Source organism: Actinomyces sp. Marseille-QA0893, assembly GCF_976954355.1.
Genome location: NZ_CDRJSY010000001.1, coordinates 607,801 through 623,814 on the forward strand (window position 1 = coordinate 607,801; position 16,014 = coordinate 623,814).

General features: G+C 57.5%; 14 protein-coding genes and 1 tRNA gene. 3 read left to right on the forward strand and 12 right to left on the reverse strand.

All coding sequences use genetic code 11. The features are described 5' to 3' along the window. Positions 1-115: 115 nt before the first annotated feature. Positions 116-202, reverse strand: a tRNA-Ser gene (locus tag ACWNMW_RS02830). A gap of 78 nt (positions 203-280) precedes the next feature. On the opposite strand from ACWNMW_RS02830, the gene ACWNMW_RS02835 reads away from it, so the two are divergent. Continuing rightward, a complete protein-coding gene (locus ACWNMW_RS02835; protein ID WP_449489953.1) occupies positions 281-652 on the forward strand; it encodes a sterol carrier family protein in 372 nt (123 codons plus the stop codon). Here ACWNMW_RS02835 and ACWNMW_RS02840 read toward each other — a convergent pair. Beyond that, on the reverse strand, positions 639-932 hold the full coding sequence (locus tag ACWNMW_RS02840) for a DUF4235 domain-containing protein (RefSeq protein ID WP_449489954.1): 294 nt from the start codon (positions 930-932) through the stop codon (positions 639-641). The genes ACWNMW_RS02835 and ACWNMW_RS02840 overlap by 14 nt on opposite strands. Positions 933-1,036: 104 nt before the next feature. Here ACWNMW_RS02840 and ACWNMW_RS02845 point away from each other — a divergent pair, with 104 nt between their 5' ends. Continuing rightward, the gene (locus ACWNMW_RS02845; RefSeq protein ID WP_449489955.1) at positions 1,037-2,074 is read left to right on the forward strand and encodes a hypothetical protein; all 1,038 of its coding nucleotides are present in this window, start codon (positions 1,037-1,039) and stop codon (positions 2,072-2,074) included. Positions 2,075-2,082: 8 nt separating this feature from the next. Here ACWNMW_RS02845 and ACWNMW_RS02850 read toward each other — a convergent pair whose 3' ends face one another. From ACWNMW_RS02850 to ACWNMW_RS02865, 4 genes are all read right to left on the reverse strand, one after another. Beyond that, positions 2,083-3,537 carry an LssY C-terminal domain-containing protein gene (locus tag ACWNMW_RS02850; protein ID WP_449489956.1) on the reverse strand — a complete coding sequence of 485 codons (1,455 nt, stop codon included), beginning with the start codon at positions 3,535-3,537 and terminating at the stop codon, positions 2,083-2,085. Positions 3,538-3,906: 369 nt separating this feature from the next. Continuing rightward, positions 3,907-4,455: an NADPH-dependent FMN reductase gene (locus ACWNMW_RS02855; protein WP_449489957.1), complete on the reverse strand. Its 549-nt coding sequence runs from the start codon at positions 4,453-4,455 to the stop codon at positions 3,907-3,909. A 105-nt stretch (positions 4,456-4,560) separates the two neighbouring features. Continuing rightward, entirely contained in the window at positions 4,561-5,616 is a 1,056-nt protein-coding gene (locus ACWNMW_RS02860) for a hypothetical protein (RefSeq protein ID WP_449489958.1), read from the reverse strand. Next, the gene (locus tag ACWNMW_RS02865; RefSeq protein WP_449489959.1) at positions 5,606-6,637 is read right to left on the reverse strand and encodes a vWA domain-containing protein; all 1,032 of its coding nucleotides are present in this window, start codon (positions 6,635-6,637) and stop codon (positions 5,606-5,608) included. Before ACWNMW_RS02865 ends, ACWNMW_RS02860 begins: the two co-directional genes overlap by 11 nt. A gap of 157 nt (positions 6,638-6,794) precedes the next feature. Here ACWNMW_RS02865 and ACWNMW_RS02870 point away from each other — a divergent pair, with 157 nt between their 5' ends. After that, a complete protein-coding gene (locus tag ACWNMW_RS02870; protein ID WP_449489960.1) occupies positions 6,795-8,225 on the forward strand; it encodes a cell wall protein in 1,431 nt (476 codons plus the stop codon). 114 nt (positions 8,226-8,339) lie between these two features. Here the strand turns inward: ACWNMW_RS02870 and ACWNMW_RS02875 are convergent, their stop codons facing one another. From ACWNMW_RS02875 to ACWNMW_RS02900, 6 genes are all read right to left on the reverse strand, one after another. Continuing rightward, on the reverse strand, positions 8,340-9,353 hold the full coding sequence (locus tag ACWNMW_RS02875; protein WP_449489961.1) for a vWA domain-containing protein: 1,014 nt from the start codon (positions 9,351-9,353) through the stop codon (positions 8,340-8,342). Then, entirely contained in the window at positions 9,350-9,832 is a 483-nt protein-coding gene (locus ACWNMW_RS02880; protein ID WP_034501211.1) for a hypothetical protein, read from the reverse strand. The genes ACWNMW_RS02875 and ACWNMW_RS02880 overlap by 4 nt, the downstream gene beginning before the upstream one ends. Next, complete coding sequence (locus ACWNMW_RS02885) at positions 9,822-10,790, reverse strand: DUF58 domain-containing protein (RefSeq protein WP_314212426.1); 969 nt, start codon at positions 10,788-10,790, stop codon at positions 9,822-9,824. The genes ACWNMW_RS02880 and ACWNMW_RS02885 overlap by 11 nt, the downstream gene beginning before the upstream one ends. Beyond that, the gene (locus ACWNMW_RS02890) at positions 10,787-11,776 is read right to left on the reverse strand and encodes an AAA family ATPase (protein ID WP_034501209.1); all 990 of its coding nucleotides are present in this window, start codon (positions 11,774-11,776) and stop codon (positions 10,787-10,789) included. Before ACWNMW_RS02890 ends, ACWNMW_RS02885 begins: the two co-directional genes overlap by 4 nt. Positions 11,777-11,850: 74 nt before the next feature. Further along, positions 11,851-13,866: a hypothetical protein gene (locus tag ACWNMW_RS02895; protein WP_449489962.1), complete on the reverse strand. Its 2,016-nt coding sequence runs from the start codon at positions 13,864-13,866 to the stop codon at positions 11,851-11,853. 115 nt (positions 13,867-13,981) lie between these two features. Beyond that, the gene (locus ACWNMW_RS02900; protein ID WP_448750941.1) at positions 13,982-15,820 is read right to left on the reverse strand and encodes a phosphoenolpyruvate carboxykinase (GTP); all 1,839 of its coding nucleotides are present in this window, start codon (positions 15,818-15,820) and stop codon (positions 13,982-13,984) included. Positions 15,821-16,014: the final 194 nt, after the last annotated feature.

Genomic DNA, 16,014 nt, shown 5'->3' on the forward strand with positions numbered 1-16,014 from the left:
TTAACAAAGATCGATCGGGAAAGCAAGCCCTGGCTTGCAATCAAAACTCTGCAGGTGTACTGCCCAACAAAAAAACTTGTGGCCCCAACATCAGTTGGGGCCACAAGCCTAAACGCGGTAGCGCAGGGATTTGAACCCTGGGTGGCTGTTACACCACACAGCATTTCGAGTGCTGCACCTTCGGCCGCTCGGACACGCTACCTCGGCACACCACAATAGCGGATCTGGCAGGATCGGGCAATTCCACGCCAGCATACGCGAAGCGACCTACACTACTTTTATGGCAAAACGGCGCATCGATTCAGCAGAAGGCCACACCGCACTCCTCACGTGGTACCGCGCCCCCGAAGACGCCTCGCGAGCAACTCTCTTCACCGCCGTACGCTACACGCTCGAAGAAATCGCAGCCCTGCACCCAGGCCGCTCGGTCGAACTTCGCGTTCCCCCGGCCGGTGCCACTCAGATCCTGCCAGGAACAACTCACCGCCGAGGGACTCCCCCGGCGGTGATCGAAATGTCGCCAGAAACTTGGCTCAAACTGGCATGCGGAATGCTGGACTGGAATGATGCGCTCTCCCACGGGGACCTTCAGGCCTCGGGACAGCGCACCGATCTTTCCACGTATCTTCCGCTATTTTCTAATTTGCGATAGCCGGCTGATCAAGATCCGACAGGATCTGCGACGCAGCTTCAACCGGCGCAAACCACTTGTTCGTCTTGTTCACGACGCCGCGCTGAGCAACTGCTGCAATAGCTGCAGAAACCGCAGCAAAAGCGACCACTGAAACCAAGGATGCCGTACCGTCATCATCCTGAGGTGCGGTCTGACCGGTCACAGCCTTCCAGCCCAGCTCCGCGACCTTTCCGGCCACGAAACCGACGGCCATAGACAGCCCTGCGGTAATAAGTTTCTGACTGAGACTGCTTCCCATGATGACTCCTTGCATCAGATCGCATCGAACACTCGATACCAACATTTTGCCCTATCGACGCGCGAATATCTCTCCTTCTATGCACTATTGCTTAGACTGGTACGGTGCGAAAGACCAAGACCACCTCTCCGTCCGCTCAACACCCAGCTCACCGCTTCGCCAGCGCCGCCATCCTGTGCACGCTCGCGCTCAGCGCCTGCTCCCCGTCAATCCCGCAGGGAGCCCAGTGGACGGACGATCCTTTCCGCACAGACTCAAGCTCTTCCACTCAAGCGGGCTCGGCCTCGGCAGTAGCGAAACACACGAAGGCAAGCGGTGACCAAGGAATCCCGCGCGGAAGTGGAACCCTGCGCATTGCTTATGCCCCCGGCTGGCAGCTCCCCGACGACTACGTCTCGGCCTTCGAGGCCGCAAGCGGCTACACCATTGAGCAATTCCCCGCCTCCTCTATTTCACATTCTCTCGATGCCGATATCCTCTTCGGTATCGATTCAGCGACCGCCGCTTCCCTGGGCGCGACGACTTCCCCCACGGCAATCGGCAACGACCCGATTTGCGCCTACGCGGATCGCTCATGGTTTTCCGCAAACCGCAAGGCGCTACCGAACTCTCTAGCGGAACTCTCATCTTCAAGCTACGCGCCGCTCACCGCGCTTCCCCCGGAGAATTCGGCAGTCGGAAGCCAGTACATCGCCAACGCCCAGAAGGCTCTCGGAGAGGGCTTCGAAGACTGGGCAGCCGACCTGCGCGAATCGGGAAGCTTCTCCTCTTCGACTGGTGATGCGCTGGGTCAGTGGAGCGTCACAATCCCCGCCGACCGCGCCTCGATCATTCCCGAGGCCGAGTCCACGCAAGGCTCTCACGCGCGCCCGATCCTCGTGTGGGATGCGCGCCTGGCAGTTGCCGCAGCCTCGAACACGGGCACGGAAAGCCGCGCCCAAGCGATCCCAGGATCGTGCATTTCCCGCGAGGTACTGGCCGCTCCCCTACCGGCTTCCACTCACGCCGAGGCCGTGGATTCCTTCCGAGCTTTCCTTTCCTCACAGCTGGGCAAGGATTCGGCTGCATACGCTGGCTTGGCGTATAACGAAGGGATTGCAGCGGATTCGCGCGCAGCCTGGTTTATGGCGCCAGCAAACTAAGACGCTTTTCAGTTGGCTAGCTCAAGCGTTGCCGCAATTCGATCCCGTTTGCGTTCGCGCACCCACTGATGACATGCCCTCGCCGACAAGGCAAGAAGTGCCAAAACGTTGAGCGATGATCCGATGAGTGTCATCAGCAAGATATGACTTGTTCCCGAGTGGGCGATATCGGCTACGGCGACAAGAATGTTCAAGCTCAGAGCAGTCATCAAGATAATGCGAGCGCGAGGGTGTCCCTGCCACGTGAGTGCGGCGGTGACGATCACCAGACCAACCAGAATGACAGAAACAAGACCAACCGTCAGACGCAGCGCAAGGAGATTAATCTGCGATTCTGCAAGCTCATCAAGGGGTCCGACATTGATCGCGGCGTACTTCCAAGGGTTTCGCAAAATAAGCACCGCGTTGATGACCTCGGTCAGAACCATGCAGGCTACCAGCATCATTCCGACGATCAACTGAGTGGGGCGCCGGCGATGTGCCCGCGTATCAACGACATGGGCGTCAGCGATTTGAACCGTGTCTTCGTCATCAACTTCAACGTCGGTGACATCGAGAAGGTAGAGGTCACCGTCGGTGACGACTCGGTCACCGCCACCGTTCTTATCGTGATAGGCACTGAAGAAGTCAGGCAAGATTTCGACGCGGGCATCCTCGCAGGCATAGAGGACATCATCAACGATGAAGTTGCGCTCAATGTCGATATCCGCATCGATCTTGTGAGTGATTTGGAAGGTGAGCAGACTCAGACCAATTGCCCGGTCAAAGGTACCAGCGGCAAGCCATTCGACCCGCCTACCGCCAGGGAGGACCCAACCTTGAGGAGTGCGCCAAAAACGCACATGGTGGCGCTCCGACGACTTCCCTGGAACTGATTTTTGATAAGCAAAATGCTGTTTTCGCCCGAAGAGTACCAGGTTTGATACCGGCGCAGAATCATAGTGCTGGCGAGTGAGCCATGAACGGATCACACGGAGCACACTTCTGGGGCTGATGGGGTCGGCTCGTACCCAACCTGCAGCAGTCATTGCCGCGTGAATATCAATTTCACTACCCAGCAGTGCCAGATTCACCGGGTCACCCAGCAAGCCATCAGCTGTCCTGGTGCGCCCAATGAAATAGTCGGGGACATAGAGCCATGTGAGAAGCTGATGAAGTCGCGGAAGCGCAAGGTAGGCAGTCACTCCCCAGCAGATGGCAAACCAGGCAATTGCGGTGGGTTTGAGCCTGATGGAACCCGCCAAAAACACGTATGCGAGCCACAGTGTTGCGATTCCGGAGAAGATAAAGAATAGAGCGTCAACGACATCATCGAAGCCCCAGTTACGTTCCTGAAGGAAATCGAGTTTTTCCGAGGCGTGCTGGTAGACGGGCGGATGCTGTGGGCGGGGACGCTCCAAACGCGGACATGCGCTTTGCTCAGCCCCCGGGTGGTCCGAGGCCTCAGGCAGTGTTTCACTCATGTCCCATCCTCAGTGCAAGAAGTTGTCCTTCATCAGCTTAACCCAGATGGATCTTAAGATTGAGGGCGCCTGAAAGTGAGTCAACAGGCGCCCTCCGGAGACGCAGTATGTCAGGGGTTTTTCACGTCTCCGGCACTCACGTTACCGCGAGAGCTAGTCGGACTGAACGTTTTCACCCCCTTGAGTTCGATGCGAATTTTCCGCAGATTTTCGCCATTTTCGAGTAAAACGACAACCATGTCTACCGCTCTTAAACACGGCCGCTACCATTCCCGGTTTCCGCACTCTGCTCACTCAAAATTGGGTATAAAAAGACCCCCAACACCACCTAGGGACTTTCGTCCCATTCATAGCATTGGGGGCCCAAGCTTAGGCGTGACGACGGATAAACTCCGCGAAGGCCTCGACAGCTGACTTCACGAAAGCCTGCGTTCCAGCGTCAACAAAGCGACCATCCTCGCCAAAGGAATCAGCATTTGCCTGAAGGAACATTTCAGGTTGAGTCATGTTCAGCGGATTAAAGTAGGAGAGGGTCTGACGCACAGCCGCCTGCCCAAGAGCAGCTCCAACCGCTCCCACAGAAGCACCAACGACGTACAGGGGCTTGCCGCCAATCGGGTTCGATCCCCACGGACGTCCCATCCAGTCAATGGCATTCTTCAAACCACCGGGGATCGAACGATCATATTCGGGGCTCGCAATAAGGACCGCGTCGGCCTCTTCAAGGATGGTCTTGAACTCGGTAGCCACCTGCGGATAATCCGCCTCGAGATCAGGGCTATACAGGGGGAACTGGGAGAAGTTCGCCTCAACGAATTCCAAATCCTCAGGCGCATCGGCGATCATGGCGCCAACGAGCTTGCGGTTAACGGATGTGGAGGACAGAGAACCAATAATGTATGCGACCTTGTACGTCATGGAACAAACCTTTCATCACTGAGCCGCATCTTCAGCAGCACTGCAAATGTCAACCCAGTCAGAACTTCAGCTATTCCCCATTGGGACCTAAGTCACTGATCGCCTTTACCAGGCGCCATTTCCTCCCGTGCCGCGCTTGCGATCTTGCTCCTTGCGACCGTCTTGGTCACCCTTTTCTATGCGGCGCTGCATTTCCTCACGCTTTTTGCGCTGCTCAGCAGTTTCGCCGTCATAAGGATCCTTCTGCTTGTCAGTCTGCTGATCCTTGTCGTCTTTGTTGTCCTTATTGTCCTTGTTCTGATCCTGCTTATCTTCTTTGTTCTTGTCGTCTTTATTGTCTTTGTTCTGATCGTCCTTGTTATCTTTATTGTCCTTGTTATCTTTATTGTCTTTGTTATCTTTGTTGTCCTGATTGTCTTTGTTATCGGACTTTTCAGCCTGCTCTTGCTTCTGCTTCGCACGATCATGGGCCTTGTCAGCATCAGCTCCGCCACCCTGGCCCTGCTGATTTTGCTGATTTTGCGTCGAGGACGTCGACTGGCAGGGGGAAACGACCTCCCCCATCTCCTTATAGAGCGCTGCCGCTTGAGCACGGTCACTCGCCATCGCGGCGTCACCCTGTTTTTCCAATCCGAGCGCAAGGTTCATTCGTACGGTGCACTCATAGGAATAGGTTTCAATGCGCCCATCCTCAACCTGTCGCGCCTTGGGAACACGGTCCCACGCGGTACGCAGTTGTTCCACGCCCGAGTCAATGTGGTCAAGTCGAAGCTCTTCGGTACCCACGTTGTAGTGCGCAACCCAGCTCGCCGGACCCAGATCCCCCCAATAGATCTGGCGAGAATAGGAGGTCAGCGCGGCCTCGTGATTGCCCGCACGCGCGGTCCTACCCGTCGCCCAGGCCCACAAGGGAAGCGAAACCATATAGGTTCCGACCGCGAGCGCAAAGACAACGACGGGCATTGACCACCACAGCGGGCGCAGTAGTTTTCCGTTACGCGGGCGACGTGCGCTGCATTGAGTCCGGTCTGCCGAGGCTGGCCTTGCGCTTGGGATTCCATCCGCCGAGGCCTCGCCGTCGTTCTGCGCACCCGCGGGCGGCTGGTAGAAGCCTTCGGGACGTTCCTCTACACGAGCTGTCGATCGATGCTTAAATCGCACGGGTCCTCCTCAGGGCGTGAACGCGGCCGGCAAAAATGGCGGCTTCCCATGCCATGAGCACGGTGAGAACCAACGCCGAGGGCCAGAGAATATAGCGAGAGGTTTGAATCATATCGCGACTATCCGCAATATTACGGGCATTCGAAACAGACGAATTTGCAGCATTTCGGATTGCTGAATCGCTGGGAGAACGCACCATATCGACACCGAGCTGGGAGGCAATCTGGTTGAGCTTCGCAACATCAATCTTCGAGATCGCATCAGGAGTTCCAGCCTGGCTGTAGTCCTTAATGTACTCAGGAGTCTTCGAATTCTCTTGCCCCAAGGCGGAGACCTTCATGCGACCGCCCTTTTCGGTCCCATAGCCAATGACGAGGCCGCCCGAAAGCTCGGGTTGTACCTTCTTCCAGTCGTCTGACTCGCCCGCGCCCACGCCGCGCCACGCATCACTATTGGAGGTCTCCCCATCGGTAAAGACGAAAAGGACGCGAGTGTTCTCTGGGTGTTTCTTTGCGGCAGCTTGCATCTCCTCTGCAAGGTAGGCCGCCGGACGATCCGGAGAAGAGCCACGAGAGGTGGAACTGACTTCATGGGTGAGCGTACTCATAAAAGAGCGAACCGCACCAAGGTCAGTGGTCAGCGGAAGTCCAGTATCGGCCTCGGAATCCCAGGTCACGATACGGTAGCGAGCACCCGGGGCGGCAGTGAGGATGGTCTCGACATCGTGACGCACACCGTCCAGACGTGGTTTCGAGCCATCCCAGTCCTCGGCCGCCATTGAACCCGTGCGGTCAATCGCGAGCCACACCTCAACATTGGTTGTGACTTTTTGCGCTTCTCCGGGGATTGAAGGACCCACCAAAATCGACAAAAGAGCGAGGGAAATTCCACCTCTTCTGACCAGATCAGAAGTCCTGAAGGGTTGATGACGACGAGCACTCCACCAGGAGAAAAATAGGCATGCCGCAGCTATCACAACGACGAGGTAAACCGGCATGAGCGGTCGGAAGGAGAGCGACAATATTCCTCCTGGGATCGGATCAAACACTGGCAAGTATAGTGGCGAACTCACATTCAGCAGATAGAACATCTATTTGACGACTGAAGAGATACATATGTAAATTTGAATCCGCAGCACAGTGTCCTAAATACACAATCACCAGGAAATTCGAGGCAAAATGAAAACGCTCTCAAAGATTGCAACTGGTTCACTTGGACTAGCGCTCCTCTTTTCTTCCCTCACTGCCGTAGGCGCAAACGCCGTCGAGGCAGGCGCTGACGGACAAATCAACGGCGACCGTAGCTCCGGCTGCGTTGTCGACTGGACAGCACGCGCAATGCTCGATCAGAACATGAACAACATCCCTCGGGGACTGCGTGCCGGCCCCTACGCCACTTCGGGCTTCATGGAGAGCGTTCACCCTCGTCACGGCAGCCAAGCCATTCTTGAAAACCACCACTGGTTTAACCCAAACTTGAACCTTCAGTACTGGCGTATCCCGATCGGCGCTAACTACGAAATCCTCCCCGGCGCTGAGCTGACGGTCGATCTTCCCGACGACATGACGAACATTCAGTTCTTCGGCGAGCTGAGCTCGCAGGTCGTCGACGGCGATGTTGATCGCTTCATGCGTGGCCAGACTTTCGGTGCACTCGCGTCGAACCTGCACTGGGACCTCGTTCCGACCGCAACCCAGACGGATGCAGCACGCAACATCTGGACCCTCAAGTTCAACCAAGGCCTGCCCCTGGGACACGCAGCTGTCATCGAATTTGTTGGTAGCGGTGACCACACCAAGCACTACGAGGCGACGTCTCACCTGAGCGGCCTGCGCGCCACCGACGAAAACGGCAACGCTTGCAGCCCCATCCCCGAGCCTTCGCTCACCGTGGGCCACTGCCAGGCGGGAGTCGTCGGCCGTACCGTCTTCTCCCCCTACTCGCAGGATATTGATCGCCGAGAGAAGTACGCCGATAGCTGGCAGGGTACCGGCCAGCTCTGGGGTGAAGCTGGGGCAGACGGCTGGGATCCCTCACGCCAATACTCCGATGCTGCTGGCGCAACGCGTCGCATGCGCTTCTATGCCGCAACCACGCGCGAACTGAACAACGCAACGATGACCGTGAGTGCGCCCCAGGGTGCGACCTTCGACGAGACATCGATCGCCTCTGTACTGACCCCCGGCGCTGGTCAGCTTGTTGCTAACGGCTTCTCACAGTCGGTGACGGGAATTTCCAACCCCACCGTGAGCGCCGATAAGAAGACGCTGACCTTCACCGTTGCACACATGCCTGAAAACTCCTCCTTCAGCGTTGAGGTGAACGCTGTGCTCACCGGCGAGAAGGCACACCAGACTCCGACCTCGAAGCCCATGGTCTTCTTCCACACCTTGGTTGGTTCCATCCCCGGATGTGACGTCACGCCAACTCCGACCACCCCGGCAACAACGCCTTCCACTCCGGCTACTCAGCCCACTCCTGAGCAGCCTCAGAACCCCAAGAAGCCCGCTCCCCTGGCACACACCGGTGCCGCAGGATCGTTGCTCGTGGGACTGGCAGGAATGAGCCTCTTTGCAGGCATGCTGGCACTCAAGCGTCGCCGCGCATGATCTAATTCGACAATAGGTGTGGGGGCCGCAGCACTCGCTGCGGCCCCCACATTTTTGTCTCTATGCCCAGGCGAGCATGCCCGCACCCACGCGAGCGTGCTGACATCAGGAGGGCTACAGCCTCGTCACTCCCAAAAGACCGAGGAAGGAAAGAATAGCGACGGCAAGCCAGCCCGCGGGAGTTCCCACGCGATCGGTGACGGTCACGCGAGCATCACCTTCGATCTCGTTCACCTGCTTTGCCTCGATATCTTTAATAATCGAATCCACTGTATCCGAGCTCGTCATCTTGTAGAGGCGTCCCCCGGTCGACTCGACCTGGTTCTTCATATCCTCGCCATCCGTGCCCAGGTAATCACCGGGGAATAGCCCAATGACCTCAACCTTTTGACGCTTCGCGAAGTCGATCGCCTCGCTCAGGGAATAGAGCCCCTGGCCGACCACCTCATTATCCGAGGCCAAAATAACGGTTCGCGAACGCTCCTGATCCGTGTGGTCGAAGCCCAAGACGCACGAGGCCAAGCCGTCGCCGATCTGAGAAGCAACTTGCTCGTCGGGATCGTCGGTCCCTTCCAGGTACTTCGCGAGTTCCCTGGAAATCCTGTAGCCGTTGGAGGTGCGCGCCAAAATACCGTTTCTCAGGACCGAGCTGAGTTCATCCAAGTATTCGGTCACCATCGGATAGTCATCGGTCAGCGGGAACTTGCGAACGGAACGACCACTCCACAGGTACAGGGAGACGCGCTCCCCATTAAAGTGCTCAACCAAAGTCTTGAAGGCTTCGCCGATTTCACTGTCGTAGTCCAGCATCGAACCGGAAGCGTCGAGGCAGAGGACAATATCGCGCGAGGCAAGGCGTCGGTCTTCAACTCGACGATCAACCGGGTTCGCTGCGACAACAGCCAAAGATGCCGCGCCGACACAAAAAACAGCCAAGAGCGCGGCGACAATCATCCGCGTTTTACGCATGAGCGTGCGGTAACGGGGAAGGTTACGAACGTAGCCCGTATTGGCTACCCAGCCTCGCCTCTCGCTCGCATGGAGTTTCAAACCAACACGGCGCCATCCGATGGCTGCTCCAAGAACAATGACGACAAGGACAACCGCGATCAGGTATCCGTATCTCACGCCTTCACCACTTCCCTAGCCTTACCGGCAATGGCACTCGCATCGAAATATGTTTCGCTTCCATCGGCCTCGGACTCAGCTTTAAAACCGTGCTCACAGGCTTCAAGGGCGTTGGCAAGTTCCGGCCACGTGGGCACAATTCGACGGATTTCATCAACTGTTGCGGTTTCAAGATCACGTCCACTGCGTTCAGTACCCAGCGCCCTCAAAATACCGGCGATTGCCAAGTGAACCCCACGTTCATCAAGGTCTTTGGACTGCAGACGTCCCTCGACCTCGTCAACGAATCCCAAGTAACGCTGACGGCGCTTCTCATCCAGAGGGATCAGAGTGACCTGTTCTTCTTCACCCCCGCGGCTCGATCGAAGCCAACGGATGACCCACACGCCGATCCACACAAGGGTCGCAGATAGGAGTAAGACGCCGACAATCCACATCCAGTGCGGGTAATTGACGACTTCACGCAGTTCACCGGACACGATTTTCCCTTTCCAGTGCGGACAAAAGGGTTCGCACGACTTCAGCGCTCGAGGACACGCTCACCCGTGTAATCCCAGGGATATCGAGGAGCTGACGCACAACTTGGCGGCTTTGCTCCGCACGCACAGCGGCCTCGGAAGCAATCTGCGAATCTTCCAAAAGGAATCCGGGCAAGGGACCGGCATCAACGTCAACGATACGCGTCCCCTTGGGAAGCTTCGTGGGATCGGCGTCGGCAACCTGCATGACGATCATGCGGTGGTGGACACTCAATCGCTTGAGTAATTCCAGCGCACGAGGCGTGGGCTGGGGATGCGTTTCATCCGTAACCAAGACGATGAGGGAGCGCCGATGCGTTGCCGCTTGCACTCGCGCAAGCAAGGTCTCTAGATCCGAAGAGGGCGAACGCAAGTCGATATCTTCTTCGAGGCGCCGCAAAATCAGCTCAATATGAGCGTTACCCGAGCGCGCGGGCATATGACGCATCCGACCCTGGCACCCAGAGACCAGACCGACCTGGTCACCGCGACTGGATGCAAGCCAGGCAATTGCCTGGCAGATCGTCAGAGCAATAGCTTCCTTACTTTCCCCGGAAGGAGCCAGCGCGCTCATGGAACGACCGGTATCAACGACCAGAACAACCTGCACATTCGCGCTGGCCTCGAAACGTTTGACGATCGGAGTCCCGGTCCGAGCGGTCGCCGCCCAGTCGATGTCTTTAACGTCATCGCCGGGCTTGTATTCGGCCATGTCCATGAATTCCCAGCCCTGTCCCGCGCGCGCAGAATAGTGCTGTCCCTCCATGAGAGACAGAAGTTTGCGCAAGACAGGCAATTGGGTCCGGCCAGCAAGGGCACGCAGCTGAGAACTATTCGTCCGCGCCTTCTGGTGCTGGTCGACATTGCCCAGGGTCTGCGAGCCTTCCTCGACGACCCCTCTCTTAATGATCGGGCTCACGGCACCGCTACCGCTGAGAAGACGGCATCAATGAGGCCGTCGACAGAAATATCATCCGCCATTGCGTCGAAGGTACGAATGATGCGGTGACGCAAAATCGGGTGGCGAAGTTTCTTAATATCCTCAGGCATGACGTAGTTACGCCCCTGCATGAGGGCAACTGCCTGGCTGACACGCATCAGGGCAATGCCACCACGAGGTGAAGCACCCACGCGCACGTGCTGAGAGAACCCGGGAAGCGGGTTCGGTCCCATACCGCGAGTGGTGTTAATCAGGTCGACGATGTAGGCCTTCAAGGTGTCGTGCAGGAAGATGCGACGAGTCATCTGCTGAAGGAAGGTCAGTTCTTCCAAGGTAATGGGCTCAACATCGATGGGCTTATCCATGCTTCCCGAATCGATCCTGTTGAGGACTTCGAGTTCTTCGAGAGGCTGGGGGTAGGTGATGATTTCCTTCATCAAGAAGCGGTCCATCTGCGCTTCGGGGAGCACGTAGGTACCTTCTTCTTCGATGGGGTTTTGGGTTGCCATGACCATGAAGGGCTTGGGCAGTGGGTAGACGGTTCCACCGATGGTGGTCTGACCTTCCTGCATGGCTTCAAGCATCGCGGACTGGGTCTTTGCCGAGGAACGGTTAATTTCGTCCAGGAGCACGATATTGGCGTGGACGGGACCCAACTCGGTCGTCATCTCGTTTTGTGCCTGGTTCCAGATGCGCGTACCGACGATGTCGTTTGGCATGAGGTCCGGCGTGCACTGGATGCGATGGAAGCTTCCTGAGATTGCCATTGCGATGGTCTGAGCCGCCGTAGTCTTTGCAAGACCGGGCACCGATTCCATGAGGATGTGTCCCTGTGCAAGGAGGCCGACGATCAGGGTTTCCCTGAGCTGCTCTTGGCCAACCACGCGCTGCGCGAAGATCTTCTGGATGCGGTCCAGGAGCTCTTTGCTGCGCTTGAGCTCATCATCGGTGAGGTATGTAGACATTCAGGAAACTCCCGGGTGATTGAATAATTACCAATATCTTACTGGTTTTCAGCAGCTCATTCCGACTCGCAACTTCACTGCCCCGTCTGAGCGGGCGTTGGAAGCGAGAACGGAGGAATTGAGAAGGTCGGAACCGTTACCGAGATCGTTGGAAACGGCGTGACATGTGGGATATTCGTTTGTTTTGGACTCGAATGGACATAAGAGCGCCAAATCCCGAATATCAGCGCAATGATGAGCCAGACAACCCACCTGCTTTTTCTCTTCTGCACAGTTGAACCGGCGGGCGAGAGATCCACATCATTGTTCGTCAGGCGCATGCGTCGTCGCCGTTTCCATCGCGCACGCCTATTCCCTGCCGAGGCCGAGCCCGCTTGGGCAGGCCTCGGCGGGCGAGTTCCCCCGCGGCCTCGTTGACGGGGTTTCTCGGGCACAGCGGTAGGCGCGGGGAGGCTGAGACGGGAAAGATAGTCAGGAAGAGGGTGAATTGTTCCCTCTTGAAGGGCGCTGGGGCCCTCGTGAGTGAAGCGATCGACCAGAGCGATTTCCTCATCAAAGAGCGGTTCGATTGCGACGACTGGAATCCTGGAGGATAGGTCTTGCATGAGCGAGTCCAACACCGCCACGGATTCGGGGGAAATGTACGCCTCGGGATAGATCGGAAGGAATGTTCCATCACTATCGATGAGGACCGTGGCCTTTCCTGAGCGAAGCAGACACGTCACGTCTGAAACCCTGATCTCAATTCGTCGCACGACCTGGGAGGTGTCGCGTTCCTTGGAGGCGTCGTACCACTGGGCAACCACACGATCAGGAGAAACCATCAGGTGATGCGGGAGGGCAAGAGCATAGCCGCTGAGGCTCTCTGGGACGCTTGAGAGAAGATCTGTGCCCTCGGTGGAGGGGAAGGGAAGCGCTTCCACCGGTTCGGGCACGCAATGAGTGGTTGCGAAGCGATCGTAGGTGCTCTTCGGTGCGGTCAGTAGCGGGAAGCGTTCAAGCAGCTCGGGCGAGGCGACATCAGCGGCAATGTGGGCGCGCGCCGCTACTTTGTTGATAAGTGCGAGGACCTCGTCACGCGTTGGAATACTATCGTCGTTAATGCGGTGCAGGTGCTGGGAAACCTCCAGGTTTTCATCGTCTTTATGACGATTAATGACCTGTTGAAGGTTGACGGTGAAGTCACGATCCGGGTCGAAATAGGCATCAAGGAAACGGCGCGCATCCTCAAAAGAATCCAAGTCGTCGAAACGGATCATCGCAATGAGATCAGGGGCGATCGAGTAGGCATCCGTCGTCACCTTGAAATCCGAGTATTTGGGATCCAGTGAGCGCAAGATATTTGTCGCATCCATTGCAATTGCCCATCGGGCGACAAGACCCGCGCGCGTGAGGGGAACCGCAAAGGAAAAGAGATAGTTCAAGCCGCATTGCCACTGACTGCCGCGTAGGTACTGGTCTCGCGGAGCGCCTTCATCCACAGCGAGCAGGTCGTCAAGATCCAAAGAATCGGGTTCACGATCGAAGCCAAGACCAAGAAAATCGGGTTCTGTCGTCACAAGAACACAGGGATAACGTCCCTCGAAGGGAGAGAGTTTCCGCGCAAGATCACATGCTGACGCAAAGTAGCGATCGGCCTCGAAAGTGGTGGTATCACTACGGAAAACGGAGAGCAAGGCTTCATTGATCCCCGTTCTGTTTGCCACGTCAGCAGTCCACATCGACGTTGCGGGAGCACGTCCTGAAACGGGGAGCAAAAGCTCTGGATGCTCAAAGCAAGCGGGAAGACGCAGCCATGCCTGACGGACGATCTCACGCGGTCCGTGGACGCGGATATCGATCTCTGAAAAGTAGGTCAGGCAGTCAACTTGAGCGACATCGAACTTTCCGGGTGCGTATTCGACGGGACGCTGTAGTTCGGTTCGAATGGATTCCATCAGAACGTGAAGAGCACCCATTTCCTCAGGCTTCACGTCAAGAGTCCCATAGGCCAGGGTCAGGCACATCCACAGTTCTCCCGGCTTTTCAACAACCGGATCCATAACGGCCCATTCAAAGCCATTAATGAACTTCCACTGTTTGGCGACCACACCCCATCCTTTCCTATAAAAAGCCTTTTCTACTCTAAAACATAGAGGCAAATAAAACACAAGCGGGTGGTTCCCCTCTCGGGGAACCACCCGCCTTGATGCTAGCTAGACGCTATCAGGCCTGCTTTGCAGCAGCGATACGAGCGCGGAACTTCGCGAGCTGCTCGGTGATAGCTGCGGGGAGCTTGTCACCGAACTGCGAGAAGTATTCCTCGGTGTCGTCCATTTCGGCTGCCCATGCGTCGGGGTCGATCGCAAAGAGCTTGGCCCACTTGGCCTCGTCGATGTCCAGGCCATCGAGGTTGAAGTCCTCGAAGTGGGGGTAGCGACCGGTGACACCGTCGATTGCCTCGACCTCACCAGCTGCACGGCGAACGATCCAGTCCAGAACACGAGCGTTGTCGCCGTATCCGGGCCACATGAAGTTGCCGTCTTCGTCCTTGCGGAACCAGTTGACCTGGTAGACCTTCGGGAACTTGTCGCCGAGCTTTGCCTGCATCTCGAGCCAGTGGCCCCAGTAGTCGGCCATGTTGTAGCCACAGAAGGGCAGCATGGCGAAGGGGTCGTGACGCAGCGAACCGGCCTTAACGTCGGTTGCAGCAGCGGTGACCTCGGATGCAACGGAAGCACCGATGAACACGCCGTGTGCGGGCTCGTACTGCTCGGCAACCAGCGGAACGTTGGTTGCACGACGGCCGCCGAAGAGGACTGCGTCGACCGGAACGCCCTCGGGGGCTTCCCAATCGGGGCAGATGATGGGGCACTGAGAGGCGGGAACGGTGAAGCGGCTGTTCGGGTGAGCAGCCTTTTCGCCGGACTCGGGGGTCCAGTCGTTGCCGTGCCAGTCGATCAGGTGTGCCGGGACCTCACCGTCGATGCCTTCCCACCACACATCGCCATCGTCGGTCAGTGCGACGTTGGTGAAGATGGAGTTGGCGCGTGCGGTCTCCATTGCCATGGGGTTGGTCTTGTAGGAGGTTCCCGGTGCAACACCGAAGAAGCCTGCCTCGGGGTTGATGGCGCGCAGACGGCCATCGGTGCCCGGACGCATCCATGCAATGTCGTCACCCACGGTCTCGACCTTGTAGCCGGGGATGGTGGGCTGGAGCATGGCGAGGTTGGTCTTGCCACATGCGCTGGGGAATGCAGCGGTCACGTGGTACTGCTTGCCGGTGGACTCGCGGGTCAGGCGCAGGACGAGCATGTGCTCTGCCATCCAGCCGTCGCGGCGGGCCATGGTCGAAGCGATACGCAGTGCGAAGCACTTCTTGCCCAGCAGCGCGTTGCCGCCGTAACCGGAGCCGAAGGACCAAATTTCGTTGGTCTCGGGGAAGTGGGTGATGTACTTCTCGTCGTTGCAGGGCCAGGTGGAATCTTCCTGACCGGGCTCCAGCGGAGCGCCGACGGAGTGAACGGCGGGAACCCACACGCGGCCCTCGTTGATGAGGTCCATTGCCTTTGCACCCATACGGGTCATGATGCGCATGGAGACGACAACGTAGGGAGAGTCGGTGATCTCAACGCCGAGCTGGGAGATGGGGCCACCCAGAGGACCCATGGAGAAGGGAACCACGTACATGGTGCGGCCCTTCATGGCACCCGTGAACTTCTCGTGCAGGGTTGCCTTCATTTCCTTGGGGTCTGCCCAGTGGTTGGTCGGGCCTGCGTCTTCTTCCTTCTCACAGCAGATGAAGGTACGAGACTCAACACGCGCAACGTCAGAGGGCTTGGAACGGGCGAGGAAGCAGTTGGGGCGCTTCTCTTCGTTCAGCTTGGTGAACATGCCGCTCTCAACCATCTGAGAAGTGAGGCGATCCCACTCTTCCTGGGAGCCGTCAGCGAACTCCACACGATCAGGGGTGGTCAGCGCTGCAATTTCAGCAACCCACTTGATGACATCTTCGGGAGCGTTTGCCGGAGCGGCTGCACGCACATCCTGTTCGGTCACGGACATTTTGCCTCCTGAGGCACTCGGTGATTCTGGGGCGCGGTCACGCCCCGATCTACGCTTTAATCATCCCTCACCACACCGGTATTTGCGCGGGCGATAGGTCCCTTTTGGGCTGAAAATTCTGACAAATGCGTCAACTTCGACGACGGAATGCCCCAGTTTTCCCGAGAGATCCAAGCTTTCGGGCATAATGTGGC